We start from the raw sequence: 18,593 nt of genomic DNA on the forward strand, positions 1-18,593 counted from the left end.
CCAAAAACTATTCAATAATTATGAGAATAAGATCAAAAAACAGCATTAAACAATGTAAAACTTACATCATCCTTAACTAATTTTGTCATTTATAAAAATGATAAGACTTGTGAGACAGGAAAATTGAGAGGTTATAGAAAAACCTCTCATAAATTAAAACATAGATTTTAACTATTTGCTAGCATTTTGTTCTTGAGCGGATTGAATCGCTGTTAGTGCAATAGTATAAACGATATCGTCAACTAAAGCGCCACGTGATAGATCGTTCACAGGTTTACGCATACCTTGCAACATAGGACCAATTGAGACAAGATCAGCTGATCGCTGTACCGCTTTGTAAGTGGTATTACCAGTATTTAAATCTGGGAAGATAAACACTGTCGCTTTACCCGCTACTTGTGAATTTGGAGCTTTAGATTTAGCCACATCTGGCATCACTGCCGCATCATATTGTAACGGTCCATCAATCATTAAATCTGGACGTTTTTCTTGAGCTATTCTTGTAGCTTCTTTCACTTTTTCAACATCAGCACCTTGACCAGAACTTCCGGTTGAGTAAGAGATCATTGCAACACGTGGTTCAATACCGAAGGCAATAGCGGTATCTGCTGATTGAATAGCGATTTCCGCAAGTTCTTGGGCATTCGGATCTGGATTAATCGCGCAGTCACCGTAGATATACACTTGGTCTGGCATCAACATAAAGAACACTGATGACACAAGTGAACTGCCTGGTGCTGTTTTGATTAATTGTAATGGAGGACGAATAGTATTAGCGGTGGTATGCACTGCACCAGATACTAAACCATCAACTTCATTTGCTTCAAGCATCATTGTACCAAGTACCACGTTATCCGCTAATTGTTCACGCGCAATAACTTCGGTCATACCTTTGTTTTTACGTAATTCAACTAATCGAGGTACATATTTGTCACGAATATGTTCTGGATCAACAATTTCAACACCAGCACCTAAAGTAACACCTTGAGATGCAGCTACTTTTCGTACTTCATCAGGATTACCAATTAACACACATTTAGCAATTTGACGTTCAGCACAAATTGCAGCCGCTTTAATTGTTCTAGGTTCGTCACCTTCTGGTAATACCACTACTTTTTTCGCATTACGTGCCAGTTCAGTTAATTGATAACGGAATGCAGGAGGAGATAGACGATGAGCTGAACTAACTACTTCTTTTAAAGATTTAATCCAACTTGCATCAATATGGTCGGCAACAAAGTTTTGAGTATTATCCATACGCTCTTTATCATCGACAGGAATTTCTAAATTAAATTGTTGTAAGTTGATTGAAGTTTGAAAAGTGTTAGTTTTAACTGTAAATACCGGTAAACCTGTATCAAATGCTGGTTGGCATAATTTAGACACATTTTCGTCAATATCATAACCACCGGTTAGTAATACACCACCAATCGCCACACCATTCATGGCAGCTAAACAAATTGTTACTAATACATCAGCACGATCGGCAGAAGTTACAAGTAACGCGTTCGGCTGGAGGTGATTAATGATATTTGGAACACTACGTGAACAGAATGAAACATGCTTAATTCGACGGTTTTTAATGCCACCTTCATTGATGATTTTAGCTTGCAAATGGTTAGCTATATCATAGGTACGACAAGCACTTAAATCGATATTCCAAGGAATGCAGCCAAGTACCGGTAAAGGACTATGTTCATTTAAATCTTTAATTGTGATTTTTTTACCGTCAAATTTAGGGGTATGATAAATTTCAACCACATCTGGACGAGCAAGATTTTGCTCTTCAACCGGTGCATTTACTTTATTGACGATCACACCAATGATCTTATCATTTTTAATACCACCAAAATTAGATCGAGCAATCTCAATACGATCTTTTAACTGCTCTGGGCTATCTTTACCCATATTCACAACAAAAATAATTTCTGCACCTAGCGTTTTGGCGATATTATTATTTAATTCATTTGCAAATGGATAATCAGTGGTCGGTACAATACCTTCAACCAAAACAACATCAGCACCCTTAGTATTTTCTGCGTAAAGTGCGACAATTTCTTCCATTAATACATCTTGTTGATTTAAACCTAATAAGTTTTCTACATGACTCATTTTTAAAGGTTTTAAAGTTGGAATTGATGTATTGTTGCTAACTAAAGTTGTAGTATTATCTGGAGCATCACCACCAGATCTCGGTTGTGCAATAGGTTTAAATACGTTTAAATTAATACCTTGACGTTCCATTGCTCGAATAACACCAAGACTTACACCTGTTAATCCAACATTAGTACCAGTTGGAATCAGCATAATGGTACGAGACATAATATGTTTCCTCTTAATTCTTTATTAAATCCAAAAACAAACCGCCTTAACGGCGGTTTTAAAATTCTTAAGCTGTTAAGCGTGCAGCATCTTGTGCAATGACAAGTTCTTCATTAGTTGGGATAACCATTGCGATAGCTGAACCATCTTTAGTGATGACACCACCGTTACCAAAACGTGCTGCTAAATTGCGTTCTTGATCAATCTCAAAACCTAGAATGCTTAATTTTTCTAGTGTTTTACGGCGAATCCCTTCAGCATTTTCACCAATACCGCCAGTGAATACAATTGCATCTAAACGACCATCTAATAGCATTGCATAACCACCGATATATTTTACTAATCGATGAACAAATACTTCTAAGGCATTTTTAGCATTTTCATCTTTATCTGCATTATCAGTTACATAACGACAGTCACTGCTAACACCAGTTAAACCTAGTAAACCAGATTTTTTATTTAATAAGTTATTAATATCAGCAACAGACATATTTAAATTGTCATGTAAGAAGAACATAATAGCCGGATCGATATCACCACTACGTGTTCCCATAACAAGCCCTTCAAGCGGCGTTAAACCCATAGAAGTTTCAACACATTTACCGTTTTTCACAGCTGTAATTGACGCACCATTACCTAAGTGACAAGTGATCACATTTGTTTGATCAACTGGCTTATTGAGTAATCTTGCTGCTTCACGACTTACATAATAATGGCTAGTACCATGTGCACCATAACGACGAACACCATACTTAGTATATAATTCATTAGGAATGGCATATAAATATGCTTCTTTAGGCATTGTAGTATGGAAAGCGGTATCAAAAACGGCAACATTTTTATTTTTTAAATGCGGAAATGCAGCAAAAGCTTCACGAATACCGATTAAATGTGCTGGATTATGTAGAGGAGCAAAAGCAGCTGCATCCTCAATACCTTTTAAAACGGAATCATCAATCACAACTGATTGGGTATATTTTTCACCGCCATGAACAATACGGTGCCCAATTGCTTTTATACTGTCTAATAATTCTGGTTTTTGTGGAAAAATGTTATTAACGATAAATCTAATCGCTTCGCTATGAGCCGCACCAGCACCTAAAGAAGCTTCTTGCTTTTCACCATCTAATTTCCATTTTATACGAGCATCAGGAAGGTGAAAACATTCAGCTAAGCCAGACAAAAATTCATCGCCATTTTCAGGGTTTATGATCGCAAATTTTAAAGATGAACTTCCACAATTCAGAACGAGAGCGTTATTACTTGATGACATAGTAATTCCTATAAATTGAATAAAAGATTTATACCAATCAAAATTGGTAACTCTACACATGACTAAATAATCTATGTGTTATACAAGGCGACTTCTGATATCTTGAATTTTGATATAAAATAAAGAGAGCCCCCAATTTGAATGGCACTATTTTAAGACAATAAAATGTGAATGTCGAGGAATCCAAAGCAGATGAACTTAGTTAAAATTTTTAAACAAGGACAAACATATATGGATATTTGCCCAAATGATAAAGGACTATCCTACTCATTTCCTGAATTAAAAATTATAAACTACATCAAAATGGCAAAAAAAATTTTACCGCCAATCATCATCGGTCTAATTCTTTGGCAATATTATTTACCCGCACAATTAGTGGTAACAATCATCACCATTTTATTTACTTTAAGCTTACCTATTCAAGGGATCTTATGGTTAGGCTATCGCTCCCAATCACCTTTACCACTCAATTTAGTTGACAACTATAACCGAATTAAATTGCAACTAATTGAAAAAAAAGTATTAAGCCCAAATAAAAATCCAAATGAAAAATTAACTTTTGCATCGTTAATGAAACTTATAAACTTATCTAAAATTCATTTAGGTAATTATTTTGGACAAGATAACGATAATTAATAAAGAAGATAGATCCATGCAAAAATTTTTGGATAAATTAAAAACTCAAATAAACGAACTTGAACAGCAGATCAACTTAGCCGATCAACACTCTTATCAAGAGCACTATTTTGATGAACATCTGTTTAATACGAGTAAGATTGAAACTAATCTTCAATTCTATTTGGACAAAATCAAACAAACCTATCAAGCACTTTGTGATGCAACACGCTTACAAAAACTAACTCAAATTGAATTTTTATCTGAAAAACTTATTAACCAAATCACCGCCCTAACACGTGAACTTGCCACAGTACATCTACGTAAACCAACTCCTGAGGATATTATTCAAGAAACATTAGTAGAAAAACACTCAAGACATTTGGATTATTTACGACGATTACAAGAGATGAAGTATGAATTTGAACTCTCACCAAAGTTAATAGATCACACTAGATTAGCCGCCCTTGACAATCGAATATATCGCTGCCAACAAGCGATAACAAAAATTGAGTTAGAAATGGAAAATAGTATACCGGATTAATTTAATAAATTAATTGATTTTACCAAACCATATTCATCCATCATGATAAAAAAGAAAGCTATCCTTTGCTCTAGACAAACTAAAAACTATCATCACAAATATCCTTAAAATCATCTGTTTTTAATTCTAATGCTTTTGAATAAAAGTCATAATAATATCCGGAGTTGATATTATATTGCTTAACAATATCTTTAAATTTATCTAGACAGTTATTCTCAATTCAGTGACAATTATTGTTTAAATGTTTATCCAGCTTATTGATTTAATTAGCAAAACTTTGCCATTTTCCCTTAGCTAGAATTTGCCAACGCTCTTTTTTTGTTATTAGATAGAAAATTATCAATAAAAAAACTTAAAGGATCCATAGTTCATTTCATGAAGTAATATGATAGTTATTTGTAATATATCATTCGCATTATTTTTTTGTCGTTAATGAATTGAATCATTGAGGTAGTTTGACTGAGTTGCTCTTTTGAGCTAGGCATAATTTAGCTACTTTTTACCGAGGATCAACATATAAACAACAGCACCATTAAAACTCCATACTGGCGGCTGTTTGCTTTGATATTGCTGCATTTTCACTAGTTTGCAGTACTTTTAATGATGCCCTTAAGTCCTCTGGACAATTGTCAAATATTAAATTATAGACTTTATCCGTTTCATGCAAAGCATTTCCTAACTCACTTTTCTGCTCCAGCATATCATTATCAAATTTAGCTAAATTATATTTAATATATGCTAAACTCTTATCATATTTTGAATAACCCACACAGTTTGATTGCTGTCAGTTCGGCAACTAATGCTTCTTTTCTTGCAAAAACTACTGTTTCCGCTAGAGTAGTCGGAGTTCGATTTAATTGTTTAGCCGTTGAATGTCCAAATTCATGAAACAAGTCATTATAATAACCTTCCGCGGTATCATATTGTGAAGGATGTGGCATATGAATAGAGTGATTGATAGGATTATAGCGAGGGCTAGAACAACTATTGTGCAATATTGTAATCTTTTGTGCTTTCATAACTTCTTCAGCAGCATCATTTCTAACCCAACTCGGAGTAGGTTTTACATCAATGGGTAAAGTGTCAAAAGAGGCTTTATCTAGCTGTTCAACATTATAAAATTTAACATTTCTATAATGAGTATCATTTTGATATAAATCACTTTCGATAAAATTTGCTATTTCATCGGGTTTTAACTGTAATCCTGTAGCCTTTATTTCCTCCTCAGTTAACCAACACGTTTCGTTAAATCCTTTTCGATGACCATATCTGTATAAATCATTAGCTTCATAGATTTCATTGGTATAGGGGTTTTTAGGATAATTGACATTAGTTTGGTTAAAATTGGGAGTAGGCAGAGATTCATCCGCTAATTGAATTTTTTCATATAGTTCATCAACTTCGTTCATAGTATCAATATCCTTTTTACATCTCTATAAGCCATGTATATTCTAGATTGTTTTTAGTACGTTCTCTCACAAAACTAAGTGTAATAACCCTTTCATAATAGGCATGAATTTTTAACCAATCTTCATCGTAAAAACAGAGATCATTTTTATACTTTTCATAAATATAATCAGTTAGTGCTTTAAGCTCTTGTAGATAGTTGTCATGCTGCTCTTGAGTGATTAAATTGACCTCTAAGGCATATTCAAATTCATTTTTCATTGTACTTTCAATAATATACATCCTTTCTCTTTGGTCTCGCATTTCTTCTCCTTTTAAATGACTAATCTCTAAAATTAAAATATTTTTTTATCTTATGCAATCAGTTTTATTGATTATGGTTTATGCCGTGGTAAAAAGTTAATTGAGGTAATAGCTAAGTGGTCGTTAATTTTCATGCTCACAACTCATTGTAAGTCTAAGGAGAATTTATTGAAATAACGGCATAGCCAGAAATTTTAGGTCAAAACTCTATATTATTCATGATTCTAATACAAAACAATGGCATTAACCGATAAAGTTCTGTTTGGATATATTTAAACCTACTATAATCATATTTTTTTTATTCTGCCTATAATGGATATCGCTACAACAAGATAAAAATAGCAATAGCTAAATACCATTATAGTGAGCTTTTTTTGGTGAAATTCATAGCCCAAGTTAATTAATATGGTGCGATAATTGCTAGGCGCGTAAAATATCTAAACGCTTTAACGTTTAATTATGTAATGGAATAAGTAATAATGATTAGTAATCTTACAGTAGACTCTTCTGGAAGAAACATATCTTGGATGAACTGTAATTCAACCATAAGCAAAAATTTTAAAATGAGAGTTTTTCAGGTAGTGGAAATTAAATTTTTAAATCAAATATTAATCATATCTGACTATAAAGAAAACGGTGAAAAGAATATGTTCATATATGATGAAAATGGATATTGTATTGCCAATCCTAAGATGCCTTCATCCGAATTTTATGGTGTTTATGCTATTTGGTATAGAGATAATAATAAATTGCAAACAGTTGTATTGTTGAGTAATGCTAATTCAAGTTATGAAAAAAAATGTGAGTTTAATCTTGAGAATTATGTTTTTTCAAATTTTTCAGAGACTAAATGACAGTTAATGCTAACCATAATAAATTAAACAGCTTCTCTCCTACTAAAATAAAAGCTAATTCAATTAAATCATACTAGGCGTAATGATTTAGTGACATTGTTGATTTTTTAATTTAGAAATCTATAGCCATCAAATCACAATTAAAGTTCAGAATAAATAACCCGAATCTTTCGCTTATAATTATTAATTGAATAATATAAGTAATCCCATTCAATAAAATTAAGGTGTATAGGGTCGTCTTTCTCGTCGTTTTATTTTCATCGTATTTTCCTTTTTTAGAGTAGTTTATCTTATCCCTTAAAAAAGTTGTACGAATTAGTGTAGCCTATCCAAGTATTAATATATCTTCCTGTAATTCCTTTTACCTCAATAACAACCGTACTTTGTTTAGCATTTTCGCTTATAAGTCTATGATTCCCTGAGTTATAGGCATCCAATACATTTTGAGCATCATCAAGGGAGTTTAAATAGCTTTTATTTGCTAGAACTGTACCTTGAATATGTCTCATTTGTTTCTGTTGGCTGACATTAGGACTATATACAACAGTTCCTGTCTGAGTTGAAACACCACCAGTCCCCTTTCCAGCATTCCCCAAGTCTTTCTCATTTACTACATGCTCATCAAAATTACTATTTTTATTAGCCTGTTGATTTGCTGCCTGATTATTATTTATATTATCCTTTGTTTCTTTATAATTTCCACCACCTTGGTGAACATTTTCTTTTCCATATACTGATTCAAAATAATCTTTATCTAATTTTCCCGTTATATTACTAGTTTTACTTTTATTGGCCGTTAATAATTTACTTCCTTTTAATGCTCTATTTATTATAGGTAAAGCAAAATGCCCTTCCAAACCATTAATCATCATCATTATTGCAATGGTTCTACCAGCCATTACTTCAGCTTCTTCATCACTGTAACCAAAACTTTTAAAACTTACTACATATCCATTATAAATAGCACGGAATTCATTTGCTGCTAATGATGTGCTGTTCAATAAACGCTCAATTTCTTGGTAACCAATTTGAGCATTTGGAGGATTTGAATAAGTTAAATGCTTATAAGTTTTTAAAGCATCGTAGGCTTTCTGGCGTTCCTCATGGCATTCATCACTATTTACATCAATACACGTATTTATTAATGCATCACTTAAACTATCATCTTTAAGACGAAGTTCAAGTAATTCCATTTTTTCTTCATCTGTTAATATACCTTTTCTTTCTTTGTATTCTAAACCTTTTTTGGTTTGATGCTCATCTGAGTTTAAATAATTATTCTCAACCGCATTTTTACTACTACTAATAGCCGAACTAGCATCACCAATATTACCACCGCCGGCAGCTACCGCAAGGCCGGAGGCTAGTTGAGATAGTGCGCTGATGGTTTGTTTTTCATCTTCGGTTAACTCGCTGGCATCTTTACCACCATAAAGGGTGTTGATAATTACTTTACTCGCTAGCTCTCCGCTTACTGCACCAACACCTCCTGATAATGCTGAGTTGCCTTGTAGTTCAGCGACTACTGCACCAAGTATTGCATGGGCAACTAACCTCGCGGTTTCGTTATCACCGGCTTGTATCTTTATCTGCTCAGCCAGCCATGGTGCACTGGCGCCAGCTAGGCCGCCGGTTATATCGCCGGTGATAATGCCGGTAATAATCGATACGGCGGAGTCAACGCCTTTACTAAAGTCATTGCCCATTTTGCCATCTTGTGAGTCTTTACCGGCATCTTTATGAATAGTGCGTTCGAGCTCTTTAACCTGCTCTCCTAACTCTTTTAAGCTAGTGACAATGTTTAATCGGGTCTGTTCATCCTCTTTATTAAAGATTGGTTTGAGTTTGCTATGGGCATTTTCGGTATCATGACTGAGTTCATTAATATCTTGTGTTTGTTTATCTTGGTCTCGAATGATTAACTCACCGTCACTGATTGCCGCATGGGTAATATTCGAGGCTTCATCGTTGTGGTCATAAATGGTTGGTTGACCACTGGTTGGTGAAAAACTGTCATTACTAGTAACAGCTCTAATTGGTGATTATATTTTTTAGATAATGGTTATTCTGATTTGGTTTATTGAGGTTTATTAGTAAATATAATTGAGGAGTGTATACCGTCTTATTGATATTTGAGTATCCGTGGGCTATTAATAAAGCAATAAGAAGTCGCTGAAGATAATTTTAGACATCAGGATTTGGACATACTAAACGAACTAAATAAAACAACATTAATGTGAAATTAAAATCAGTAATAATATCTATCCCCCATTTCCTTAAAATTTTTAGGAAAAGGGGATTAGAGGTAAGTTAAAAAGTAACTAAGTTGTGGTTTTAGGAATTTTACCTGTCCACCAAATTGGTTTTTCATCAGGTTGTAAATTATCGAAAACAGATAAAGGGATCTGACTGTAGCTTATACAATAAGGAATGGTAGTAATTGCTACCATTACAGGTTCGTAGTTATAATCAGGACGCGATTTGAATGCTTCATAACTTACTATAGCACATTCAATACACTCATAAAATGCTTCAAAATATTTACCAAAAATTTCAAATAAAGTTGATTTAGCTCTATCTAAATCACTTTTAACTTGACCTGATAATATTTTACTCCAATCAAATGCTTCTCTATCCAACTGTTTAAACTCTTTTTCTACTAATTTCATTAATGCTACGGCGGCATCTAGTTCTTCTAATTTTAAATAACGACGATATAAACGGTCAGTAATCAGTGACCAATTTTGGTCAGGATATTTAGGTAGAACATAATATAAAATACAGTCAAAAAATAGCTGCATATCACTATCTGTACCTAAATTAAATATTGAACCTCCACCTATAAAACCGTGTTTTAGTGACATAATTTATTTACCTCTTATTACTAATCTGTTATAAATCTAATTTGTGTTGAGCTAATTATTCCATTTGATTTACTTTCAATACCATCCCTTATTTTATTTTTTTGTGCGGCAGTTATTTTTTGACCGCGAATATCTATTACAACTAATTGTTGTACTCCTGATGGTAGATGTTTTTTTCTATCAATGGCTTGTTTGGAAATATTATCAATCAAACCATTAATATTATTTTGTATATCATAATTTTTTACTTCTATTGAACAAGTAGTACCATTACAAAAATCTGGTCTTACACTCCCGTCTGTTCCCCATTTTACCTTTTGACCATTCAGATAGCTTTCCTGAGCATTAAAATCAGGAGTTAACGTTTTACCAACATCCTTTTCTGAATCCACTGAAGTTGGACGACCATTAGTCGTTGTTCCAGTATTTCCTGGTGATGGAACATTTATTTTCTCATTTTTTTCAAAAATATAATATGAGCCATTGTTTTTATAGATTGGATTTCCCGCAGCATCAACTTGGCCTGTATTTGTATAAACGCCACCTCTAGGTCCAACTATATTATCGCCTTGTTTGCTATAACCAGTTGGTAATTTGGGTTGCGCTAGAGTTTGTCCGCCCTTGTTTATTGCATTTTCTAACTTTGATAACTCAGCCTCACTGAGTTTGTGCCCCACTACTATACCAGCAATAGCGGCTAAATCACTATTGATGCGCATACCTAGAACTATTTTATCAGCTGTGGCTTTATCAACACCCCAATTTTCACTGATACGTTGAGCTAGAATGTCTCTATCTTTTTCTACATTTGCAACATCTAAACCAAATTGCAAAGATTCAATATCTTTGTAACCATTATAATATTTAGTATAATTTGCATACGCATCATTATAAGCTATTCTATCTTCTGGCGATAACGAATCAAAATATGATTGATAAGCTTTATCTAACTCTGCTCTAGCAACACTGCATTCTGTAGATTTTATGTTCTGGCAAGCTATAATTAAAACTTGGTTTTTATAATCATCTAAGGCATTTAGTGCAGTAATCAAATCTTCTAATTCTTGTTTTCGTTCATCAGAAGCGTTTAGTAAGCCTTTCTTGATTAATTCTAATTCAGCTTGTGCATCTTTTCTTTTTTTATCCTCTGATGCACTCAAATAATTATTCTCAACCGCATTTTTACTACTGCTAATAGCCGCACTGGCATCACCAATATTACCACCGCCAGCAGCTACGGCAAGGCCGGAGGCTAACTGCGATAGTGCACTGATGGTTTGTTTTTCATCTTCGGTTAACTCGCTAGCATCTTTACCACCATAAAGGGTGTTGATAATTGCTTTACTCGCTAGCTCTCCGCTTACTGCACCAACACCTCCTGATAATGCTGAGTTGCCTTGTAGCTCAGCCACTACCGCACCAAGTATTGCATGGGCAATTAAGTTACCGGCAATATCATCGGTTTGCCATTTACCATCTTCACCCATATGCCCGGTGTGCAGTTTTATCTGCTCCGCTAACCATGGCGCACTGGCGCCAGCTAGGCCGCCGGTCATATCGCCGGTGATAATGCCGGTAATAATCGATACGGCTGAGTCAACGCCTTTACTAAAGTCATTGCCCATTTTGCCATCTTGGGAGTCTTTACCGGCATCTTTATGAATAGTGCGTTCGAGCTCTTTAACCTGTTCGCCTAACTCTTTTAAGCTAGTAACAATGTTTAATCTGGTCTGCTCATCCTCTTTATTAAAGATTGGTTTGAGTTTGCTATGGGCATTTTCGGTATCATGACTGAGTTCATTAATATCTTGTGTTTGTTTATCTTGGTCACGAATGATTAACTCACCGTCACTGATTGCCGCATGGGTAATATTCGATGCTTCATCGTTATGGTCATAAATGGTTGGTTGGCCACTGGTCGGTGAAAAACCGCCACTACCCGGTCCTTTACTTACCCCAACCGAGCCAGAGATGCTGCTGACATCATATTCCGCTTTGTTCTCAATATCAGTAAAGCCTATAGTGCCGGTATCTAAGCGATTTTTTGACGGGTCAGCTTTTGAGGCTATCACCGCGCCATTTAATTGGGTATGTTCGCCCACGGTAATATCATAACCACCACTGCCGGCAAATATGCCCGATTGCTCGTTAACCGATTCATAATCACTTTTCATTTTATCTTGGGCAAAGTTAGCACTAGCACTACTTGTTCCATAGCAAAATGGTGGTACGCAGATGCTGGCACTTGCACCAACAGAGGTGTGTTTAGCATCGTATTTTTCTTTATCTTGTTCACTACTGATGGTTAAGTGACGGCCTATATCGGCAATAACTTGCTCACCAGATAACTCCGCGCCCGTTAAAATAACATCACGACCACTCTGGATGTTAAGTGTACTACTGGCGGTGATGGTGCTGTTGTGATTGATATCACTGGTACCGTTTTCTTTACCTTTGGATTGACTGGCGGCTAACTCAATTGAAAAACCATTTTGCCCGCCCACTAATCCAAAGCCAACACCGGCTCCGTAGTGACTGCCTGAATCCGTGCTTTTCAATTTTTCAGTGCTGTGGGCGGCATCAAATTTGATATCATTCCCCGCATTGAGATTGATGTTTTGTCCGGTAATATCAACGCCTTTCCCTTCAATGTTCTCTTCTGCATTGATATTCACATTTTGACCCGCATGGATCACCGTGCCAGTTTGGGCATTGTTGTGATACTCTGTTTTTTGTTTTGAGTTATCTGCCGTTACACTTACATTGACTTTAATTAAAGAGGCAGAACCACCATCACCATCATTAGCATTATTTTCAGCATTTACGGTTGGTCGGTTTATTTCCGCTGAGGAATCAGCCGCCGTTAAATTAGCTTGTGCGGCATTCACCCCAGCTTGTGCCATATAAATCGCCGCTAAACGTTTGTCTTCCTTATTTTCAATTGCTTTGGCGGCCTTTTCAATTGACTGTGCCGCTGTAACCGCATAGCCGGAGGTGGAAACCGTGACACCATATTGTTTATTACTGCTCTGCGTTTTTTGGTGCAGACTGTCTTCACTGGTTTCCATAATGACATTTTTACCCGTGAGGTTGACAGATTTACCGGCACTAATATCAACACCCGCCAGTTTGACATCATCACCTGCAACGACATTAATATTGCCTTTTGTACTGTTAAGTCCACTGCGGATATTACTTTGGGTTGCTTTATCTTCTAACTCTTTATATCGTGAATGTTGGTAACCCACTGTGCCACTATAGCCATCGCCACCAAGCTCACCAATCACTTTATGGTAACCTTTATTTTCACTGTGTGATTGATTGGTGCTGGCGCTAATATCTACATGGCCGTTGGCTGCATGTAAATTAATATCATATTGTGAGTTTAATAGACTTCCTTTTATGTCGATATTGCCTTCACGGCTATTGATGGCAATGTTATTTGCCGTGAGCGTGGAGGCATTTTGACCCACTACATCACTATTACTTCGATTACCAGAGCTTTCACTTCCATATGGTAAGATACCCGCACCATGATTTGGACTGCCGTTGATAAATCGTACCGATGAACCCGCTGTCGGTGCCGCTGTCGTGGCACTCCAATTTTTACTCGTTGTTTTACTGTGCTCCGATTGAGTATCTGCCGAGGTTTCAATAGCAACATGACGATTAGCATCGATAATAATTGCTTCTCCTGCGGTTAAGTCACTTCCTTTAATGACGACATCGCCATGCGTTAGTTGCCCTTGTGCATCCCTTTCCTGACTATTAGTGGCATGAAGCTGTATATTGCCAGCAGCGGTTAATGTACTACCACTACTGTATTCACCGTGTAAGCTTGATTGACTTTTCGTTGATGATTTATGGTACGAAATCGGTGATGAGACCGGGTTACCTATATCCATAGCTAATGCAGCCAGTTCACCGGTAAATAAAGCATCAGGCTAAGCAGTTGATTGGTTAAAACAGGGCGGCTAAAGAAGAAGTAAAAGCTAATGCAGTAAACAATAGCGCAGATTAACGGTGTCTCACCACCGCTAACCAGCTAACCACAACTAACTAGTAAGGAGTTAACTATGGCTAAGGCGCATTCTACGCTAAAAACCACCATTACCAAAACCCGAACGGTAAAACCACGACCCAAGCGCAGCTTAACGGTCGGTTACAGCCCTAATGGCGGGCAACCCAACCCCAGACCGCAACTGACCATTAAAGGCCGCTGGCTGGAAGCTTTCGGCTTTACCACCGGCCAGCAGGTAACTATTGATGCACAACAAGGACTGTTGGTTATCAGGATTGAGGGGCAGTGCTAGGATGTAATAAAAAACTTCCCGCCATAATCCGGGAAGTTTTTTAAATTTACGTCCAGATCTCTTGACCGTCTGGTGTAATCCAAACAATACCACAGTTCAATTTCACATAGAACCACATACCAATATCATCAAGATCATCGTCTTCATCATCAGAGGGGTAAGGCGGCCAAATATCTTTAATCGACTGGATTTGTTCCTCAATAGTACCCGATAGAAAAACACCATGACTAGCTAATCTAATATGCCCATCTTTCATTAATTTTTCTAATAATATAAAGAAGACATCCTTTCTGATTTCGTAGGGTTCATTCATATCTTTCATGTAATTAGCTACATGTTGCCACATTGTGCCCATTGAATAACCAAAAGCACTTTCTAATATTGAATGATAAATTTTTTCAAAATTCATTGGAATTTCATCTCCACACGATTTCCTTTATTGATACCTGGATTTTTAATATCTATAGTCCATTTAGCCTTAGTTTGTGTCGCTGAATCAGAAAAACTTCTTAATGTTATATTGCTACCAGCATTAGGGCCTTCAGTGACCTTGACTGAATATACGGTTCCTTTCCCGGGAATAATTTTTGCTGTTGGCATAGCATCAACACCAGAAAGCTGTTTAAAGTAAGCCATAACATCGGCCTCAGATGCACCTTTAAATACAGGTGCTCCTGCACTAACACTTTTATCCGTTACTAATGTTTTACCATTTACCGAAATGGTAAAATCTTTAGGGTGAACATTTTTATTGTTATATAGCGTCGCCAAACTATCCATTTCAGTTTTGGCTAACTGTTGTAAGTTAGTCGTCCCCTTTCCAGCATTCCCCAAGCCTTTCTCATTTACAACATGCTCATCAAAATTACTGCTTTTATTAGCCTGTTGATTTGCTGCATGATTATTATTTATATTATCCTTTATTTCTTTATAATCACCAAATCCTTGCTCAACATTATTTTTACCATACTGATTTTCAAAATATTCTTTGTCTAATTTGTTAACATCAGATAATGCCTCATCCAATTTACCTGCTTTATTAGCATCTGAAATAACTTTATCTGATTTATTGATAAGTTTTTCTGTTTTACCTACATTTCCCAATCCTTTAGACGGTGTAATTATACCAATTAACAATGCCGCTGAATTCTCTAGGGCTATCTGATCACCATTAGCAGCTTTAACAAAATTATCTTTAATTGCATCCCATGCTTGGCCGTTAATGATCGCATTTACGGCGTTTGCCACGGTTTGATCTGCTTTTCTCAAGTCGTTCAATGCGGTATCACAATAATTAACCCCCACGGCACAACTACTTAATGCAAAAACACCATCAAGAACAGTATCTGCAGCACCAGCACCAAGATCGACCGTATCACCATAAGCAGTCAGTGCACCATTGATGATTTGTGAAATCGTATTTTCACCAAGAGTTTCTCTAAGTTTATCTTTATAATAATCAATACTGCCTTTATGTTTTTCACGCCACCAGTCCATTGATTCTGTATTATTTTCCACCGCATTTTTACTACTACTAATAGCCGCACTAGCATCACCAATATTACCACCGCCGGCAGCAACGGCAAGGCCGGAGGCTAACTGCGATAATGCGCTGATGATTTGTTTTTCTTCTTCGGTTAAATCTTTGACTTCTTTGCCATACAGTTGTTTGCGGATGATATCTGCCGCAACTTCACCGGCCACTGCACCGGCTCCACCAGATAATGCTGAGTTGCCTTGCAGTTCAGCCACTACCGCACCAAGTATTGCATGGGCAACTAACCTCGCGGTTTCGTTATCACCGGCTTGTATCTTTATCTGCTCCGCTAACCATGGAGCACTGGCACCAGCTAGGCCGCCGGTCATATCGCCGGTGATAATACCGGTAATAATCGATACGGCTGAGTCAACGCCTTTACTAAAGTCATTGCCCATTTTGCCATCTTGTGAGTCTTTACCGGCATCTTTATGAATAGTGCGTTCGAGCTCTTTAACCTGTTCTCCTAACTCTTTTAAGCTAGTGACAATGTTTAATCTGGTCTGCTCATCCTCTTTATTAAAGATTGGTTTGAGTTTGCTATGGGCATTTTCGGTATCATGACTGAGTTAATTAATATCTTGTGTTTGTTTATCTTGGTCACGAATGATTAACTCACCGTCACTGATTGCCGCGTGGGTAATATTCGAGGCTTCATCATTGATTACCTTATTATTTTGGGTTAAGAGGTTTAGTATCGATAACAACTTTTACTCCGTAACAATTACTATATTCATTAAGTTTATTAATTACTGATGTAGCTGGTTGACCTTCAAAATGATAGTAAACAGTGCGGTTAGTTTCTTTAGCTGCTTCAAATGTTGCTTTCATCTGTTTTCTAACGGCAGCGTTTAACTGCTTCAGTGCTGGCTTCGTTTGAGCCACATATAAATCATTAATGACGTCAAACTCCCTAATATCATTATATCATTACAAAATCTAACAGTAGATTCGCCACCAATTCGTTGAGCAAGTGCATCCGCAGCAGGATCTGCTTTATTTACTTTTACTAAATTACCAAAATACTTACTAGTAACTTCCGCCGTCCCCTTCCCAGCTTTAATACCGATAAGCCAGTCATCATTAAAGTTGAGCAGAATAAGTTGATTATTGAACTTGCTATGCAGATCTAGAAAGGGATAAAAAAGATCCCCGCTCTGAGGAACGGGGATTTTACTAGCAAGCATAAGGAACCAGGTGAGAGCCTTCTAATCCATTATATAGATCAATAGCTTCTTGTCCTTCAGCCACAAGCTCAACATTTATTGGTTCAGGTGGATTATATGGGTCTTTATAAACACCGTCTAAACAAGCCTTGTATTGTTCCAGAACATATAAAAGTTGATCTTTAGTAATAATAACTTGTTGTTGTTCGACGTATTCAGTACCAATAAAGACATAATCACCGGTAATTAATACCCAATGAGCATTACCGATACCAAACATACCATCAGGTGCTCGGCTATGTTCTAAATCGGTAAGATTATTAATCCAAATATTGACAGAATTAATTCCCGCAGGAAGATCTGTCGCTAGCCAAGCAGCTATTTCACATATTCCATAACCCTGTTTTGGCGTATATCTAATATTTTCATCTTCTGCTGTTCCAGAAAGAATATATTTTCCTTTATACCATATAAAATATAATTTCTTTTTTAACATTACTTCTTAACTCCTTGGTAAACAGGCCAAGCCGTTGCACCAGTTCCATCAGGTTTTTTGTAATAGCCTTCAATCTTTAATCCAGTAGAGGATGTCCCTTGCCACATTTCTTTTTTTCGTGGATCAGTATGAGGTTTTGAATTTTCAAAAGCACTCTTAATTTCCATTTCAGTTTGACGTTTAGACCAATTTTCAGGGAAAAATGTTGTTTCAGCTTGTTTTTTATACCATTGTCCTGTTGCTGGATCTCTTACCGATATATATCCTGTCTTTACACCATTCGCATCCGCGGCACCTGTCCAGCTATCTACTTTAATATTTGGATCCCGCAGATAATGCCCACCGGTTCCAACTTTTGTACCGTTTGCATAGGTCTTAATTTCACCATTTAAGATATGCTCAGTATTGATTGTTACCCGACTTCCTTTTCCAGCTTGTTGTTGTACTAATTCACTTGGAGTTAGCGATGGTTTAAAGTCTTCGAGATACTCTCCTACTTTACTTTCTGTATCCGTCGTCCCCTTTCCGGCATCTGATTTGCAGGAAAAAGGTTAAGCTGACTTATGCGGCAGTATTCTGGCTACTTTGTTGATGGTTTATGAATTGGGACAGATCGATCTTGTTGTGAACAGTATGACTATTGATGCCGATACTCGTTGTGTTGTTTCCCACCATGACTAGCTCATTGCCCGCATGAGTGATGCCATCGTCTGGAATAGAGATATCGCCCTTCGTCTGTATGAGTTCGTTCAAGAAATTCAATGCAGAGTAAATTATCCACTGATTCAATACGGGATTTTTTATTAAGAAAGTAATATTTATCAAAAAGATGGCTAACATTATTAATAACATATCATTTCCTTATATTTTTCAGTGGCAGCCTAGAAAAACTAGACTCC

19 protein-coding genes are annotated in these 18,593 nt (G+C 36.4%); 4 read left to right on the forward strand and 15 right to left on the reverse strand.

The genetic code is table 11. The annotated features are described in order from the left end of the window. Positions 1 to 171: 171 nt before the first annotated feature. Complete coding sequence (pta, locus tag AC5LXV_RS11060; protein ID WP_493466444.1) at positions 172 to 2,322, reverse strand: phosphate acetyltransferase; 2,151 nt, start codon at positions 2,320 to 2,322, stop codon at positions 172 to 174. A gap of 67 nt (positions 2,323 to 2,389) precedes the next feature. Next, a complete protein-coding gene (locus AC5LXV_RS11065) occupies positions 2,390 to 3,595 on the reverse strand; it encodes an acetate kinase (RefSeq protein ID WP_493466445.1) in 1,206 nt (401 codons plus the stop codon). 192 nt (positions 3,596 to 3,787) lie between these two features. Between AC5LXV_RS11065 and yfbV the strand changes: the two genes are divergently transcribed. Together yfbV and priC are read left to right on the forward strand one after the other, a co-directional pair. Further along, on the forward strand, positions 3,788 to 4,231 hold the full coding sequence (gene yfbV / locus AC5LXV_RS11070) for a terminus macrodomain insulation protein YfbV (protein ID WP_493466446.1): 444 nt from the start codon (positions 3,788 to 3,790) through the stop codon (positions 4,229 to 4,231). Positions 4,232 to 4,247: 16 nt separating this feature from the next. After that, complete coding sequence (gene priC / locus AC5LXV_RS11075; protein ID WP_493466447.1) at positions 4,248 to 4,754, forward strand: primosomal replication protein PriC; 507 nt, start codon at positions 4,248 to 4,250, stop codon at positions 4,752 to 4,754. 532 nt (positions 4,755 to 5,286) lie between these two features. Here priC and AC5LXV_RS11080 read toward each other — a convergent pair. Genes AC5LXV_RS11080 through AC5LXV_RS11090 form a run of 3 tightly spaced genes read right to left on the reverse strand, consistent with a single transcriptional unit; the run spans position 5,287 to position 6,464 of the window. Beyond that, positions 5,287 to 5,523, reverse strand: coding sequence for a hypothetical protein (locus AC5LXV_RS11080; RefSeq protein WP_493466448.1), 237 nt, complete (start codon positions 5,521 to 5,523; stop codon positions 5,287 to 5,289). Further along, entirely contained in the window at positions 5,504 to 6,163 is a 660-nt protein-coding gene (locus AC5LXV_RS11085; protein ID WP_493466449.1) for a zincin-like metallopeptidase domain-containing protein, read from the reverse strand. The genes AC5LXV_RS11080 and AC5LXV_RS11085 overlap by 20 nt, the downstream gene beginning before the upstream one ends. Positions 6,164 to 6,179: 16 nt before the next feature. Then, positions 6,180 to 6,464, reverse strand: a complete 285-nt coding sequence (locus AC5LXV_RS11090) for a hypothetical protein (protein WP_493466450.1) — start codon at positions 6,462 to 6,464, stop codon at positions 6,180 to 6,182. A 479-nt stretch (positions 6,465 to 6,943) separates the two neighbouring features. Here AC5LXV_RS11090 and AC5LXV_RS11095 point away from each other — a divergent pair, with 479 nt between their 5' ends. After that, positions 6,944 to 7,318: a hypothetical protein gene (locus AC5LXV_RS11095; protein ID WP_493466451.1), complete on the forward strand. Its 375-nt coding sequence runs from the start codon at positions 6,944 to 6,946 to the stop codon at positions 7,316 to 7,318. Between the two features lie 290 nt (positions 7,319 to 7,608). Here the strand turns inward: AC5LXV_RS11095 and AC5LXV_RS11100 are convergent, their stop codons facing one another. The 3 genes from AC5LXV_RS11100 to AC5LXV_RS11110 form a co-directional block, all read right to left on the reverse strand. Further along, positions 7,609 to 9,024, reverse strand: a complete 1,416-nt coding sequence (locus tag AC5LXV_RS11100; protein ID WP_493466452.1) for a VENN motif pre-toxin domain-containing protein — start codon at positions 9,022 to 9,024, stop codon at positions 7,609 to 7,611. Positions 9,025 to 9,639: 615 nt separating this feature from the next. After that, positions 9,640 to 10,182 carry a hypothetical protein gene (locus tag AC5LXV_RS11105; RefSeq protein WP_493466453.1) on the reverse strand — a complete coding sequence of 181 codons (543 nt, stop codon included), beginning with the start codon at positions 10,180 to 10,182 and terminating at the stop codon, positions 9,640 to 9,642. Between the two features lie 20 nt (positions 10,183 to 10,202). Further along, positions 10,203 to 14,087 (reverse strand): hemagglutinin repeat-containing protein, encoded by a 3,885-nt coding sequence (locus tag AC5LXV_RS11110; protein ID WP_493466454.1) that lies wholly within the window; start codon positions 14,085 to 14,087, stop codon positions 10,203 to 10,205. Positions 14,088 to 14,258: 171 nt separating this feature from the next. Between AC5LXV_RS11110 and AC5LXV_RS11115 the strand changes: the two genes are divergently transcribed. Continuing rightward, a complete protein-coding gene (locus AC5LXV_RS11115; protein ID WP_493466455.1) occupies positions 14,259 to 14,495 on the forward strand; it encodes a SymE family type I addiction module toxin in 237 nt (78 codons plus the stop codon). Positions 14,496 to 14,541: 46 nt separating this feature from the next. On the opposite strand, the gene AC5LXV_RS11120 is transcribed toward AC5LXV_RS11115, so the two are convergent. From AC5LXV_RS11120 to AC5LXV_RS11150, 7 genes are all read right to left on the reverse strand, one after another. Beyond that, entirely contained in the window at positions 14,542 to 14,904 is a 363-nt protein-coding gene (locus AC5LXV_RS11120) for a DUF596 domain-containing protein (RefSeq protein WP_493453267.1), read from the reverse strand. Next, the gene (locus AC5LXV_RS11125; RefSeq protein ID WP_493466456.1) at positions 14,901 to 16,430 is read right to left on the reverse strand and encodes a VENN motif pre-toxin domain-containing protein; all 1,530 of its coding nucleotides are present in this window, start codon (positions 16,428 to 16,430) and stop codon (positions 14,901 to 14,903) included. Before AC5LXV_RS11125 ends, AC5LXV_RS11120 begins: the two co-directional genes overlap by 4 nt. 274 nt (positions 16,431 to 16,704) lie before the next feature. Continuing rightward, on the reverse strand, positions 16,705 to 16,917 hold the full coding sequence (locus tag AC5LXV_RS11130; protein WP_493466457.1) for a restriction endonuclease fold toxin: 213 nt from the start codon (positions 16,915 to 16,917) through the stop codon (positions 16,705 to 16,707). Continuing rightward, a complete protein-coding gene (locus tag AC5LXV_RS11135) occupies positions 16,893 to 17,219 on the reverse strand; it encodes a hypothetical protein (protein WP_493466458.1) in 327 nt (108 codons plus the stop codon). The genes AC5LXV_RS11130 and AC5LXV_RS11135 overlap by 25 nt, the downstream gene beginning before the upstream one ends. Then, on the reverse strand, positions 17,209 to 17,694 hold the full coding sequence (locus AC5LXV_RS11140) for a hypothetical protein (RefSeq protein WP_493466459.1): 486 nt from the start codon (positions 17,692 to 17,694) through the stop codon (positions 17,209 to 17,211). Before AC5LXV_RS11140 ends, AC5LXV_RS11135 begins: the two co-directional genes overlap by 11 nt. After that, a complete protein-coding gene (locus AC5LXV_RS11145; RefSeq protein ID WP_493467997.1) occupies positions 17,694 to 18,104 on the reverse strand; it encodes an EndoU domain-containing protein in 411 nt (136 codons plus the stop codon). The genes AC5LXV_RS11140 and AC5LXV_RS11145 overlap by 1 nt, the downstream gene beginning before the upstream one ends. A gap of 151 nt (positions 18,105 to 18,255) precedes the next feature. Continuing rightward, positions 18,256 to 18,546 (reverse strand): hypothetical protein, encoded by a 291-nt coding sequence (locus tag AC5LXV_RS11150; protein WP_493466460.1) that lies wholly within the window; start codon positions 18,544 to 18,546, stop codon positions 18,256 to 18,258. Between the last annotated feature and the right edge of the window lie 47 nt (positions 18,547 to 18,593).

Source organism: Gilliamella sp. LMG 34359 (assembly GCF_984569085.1).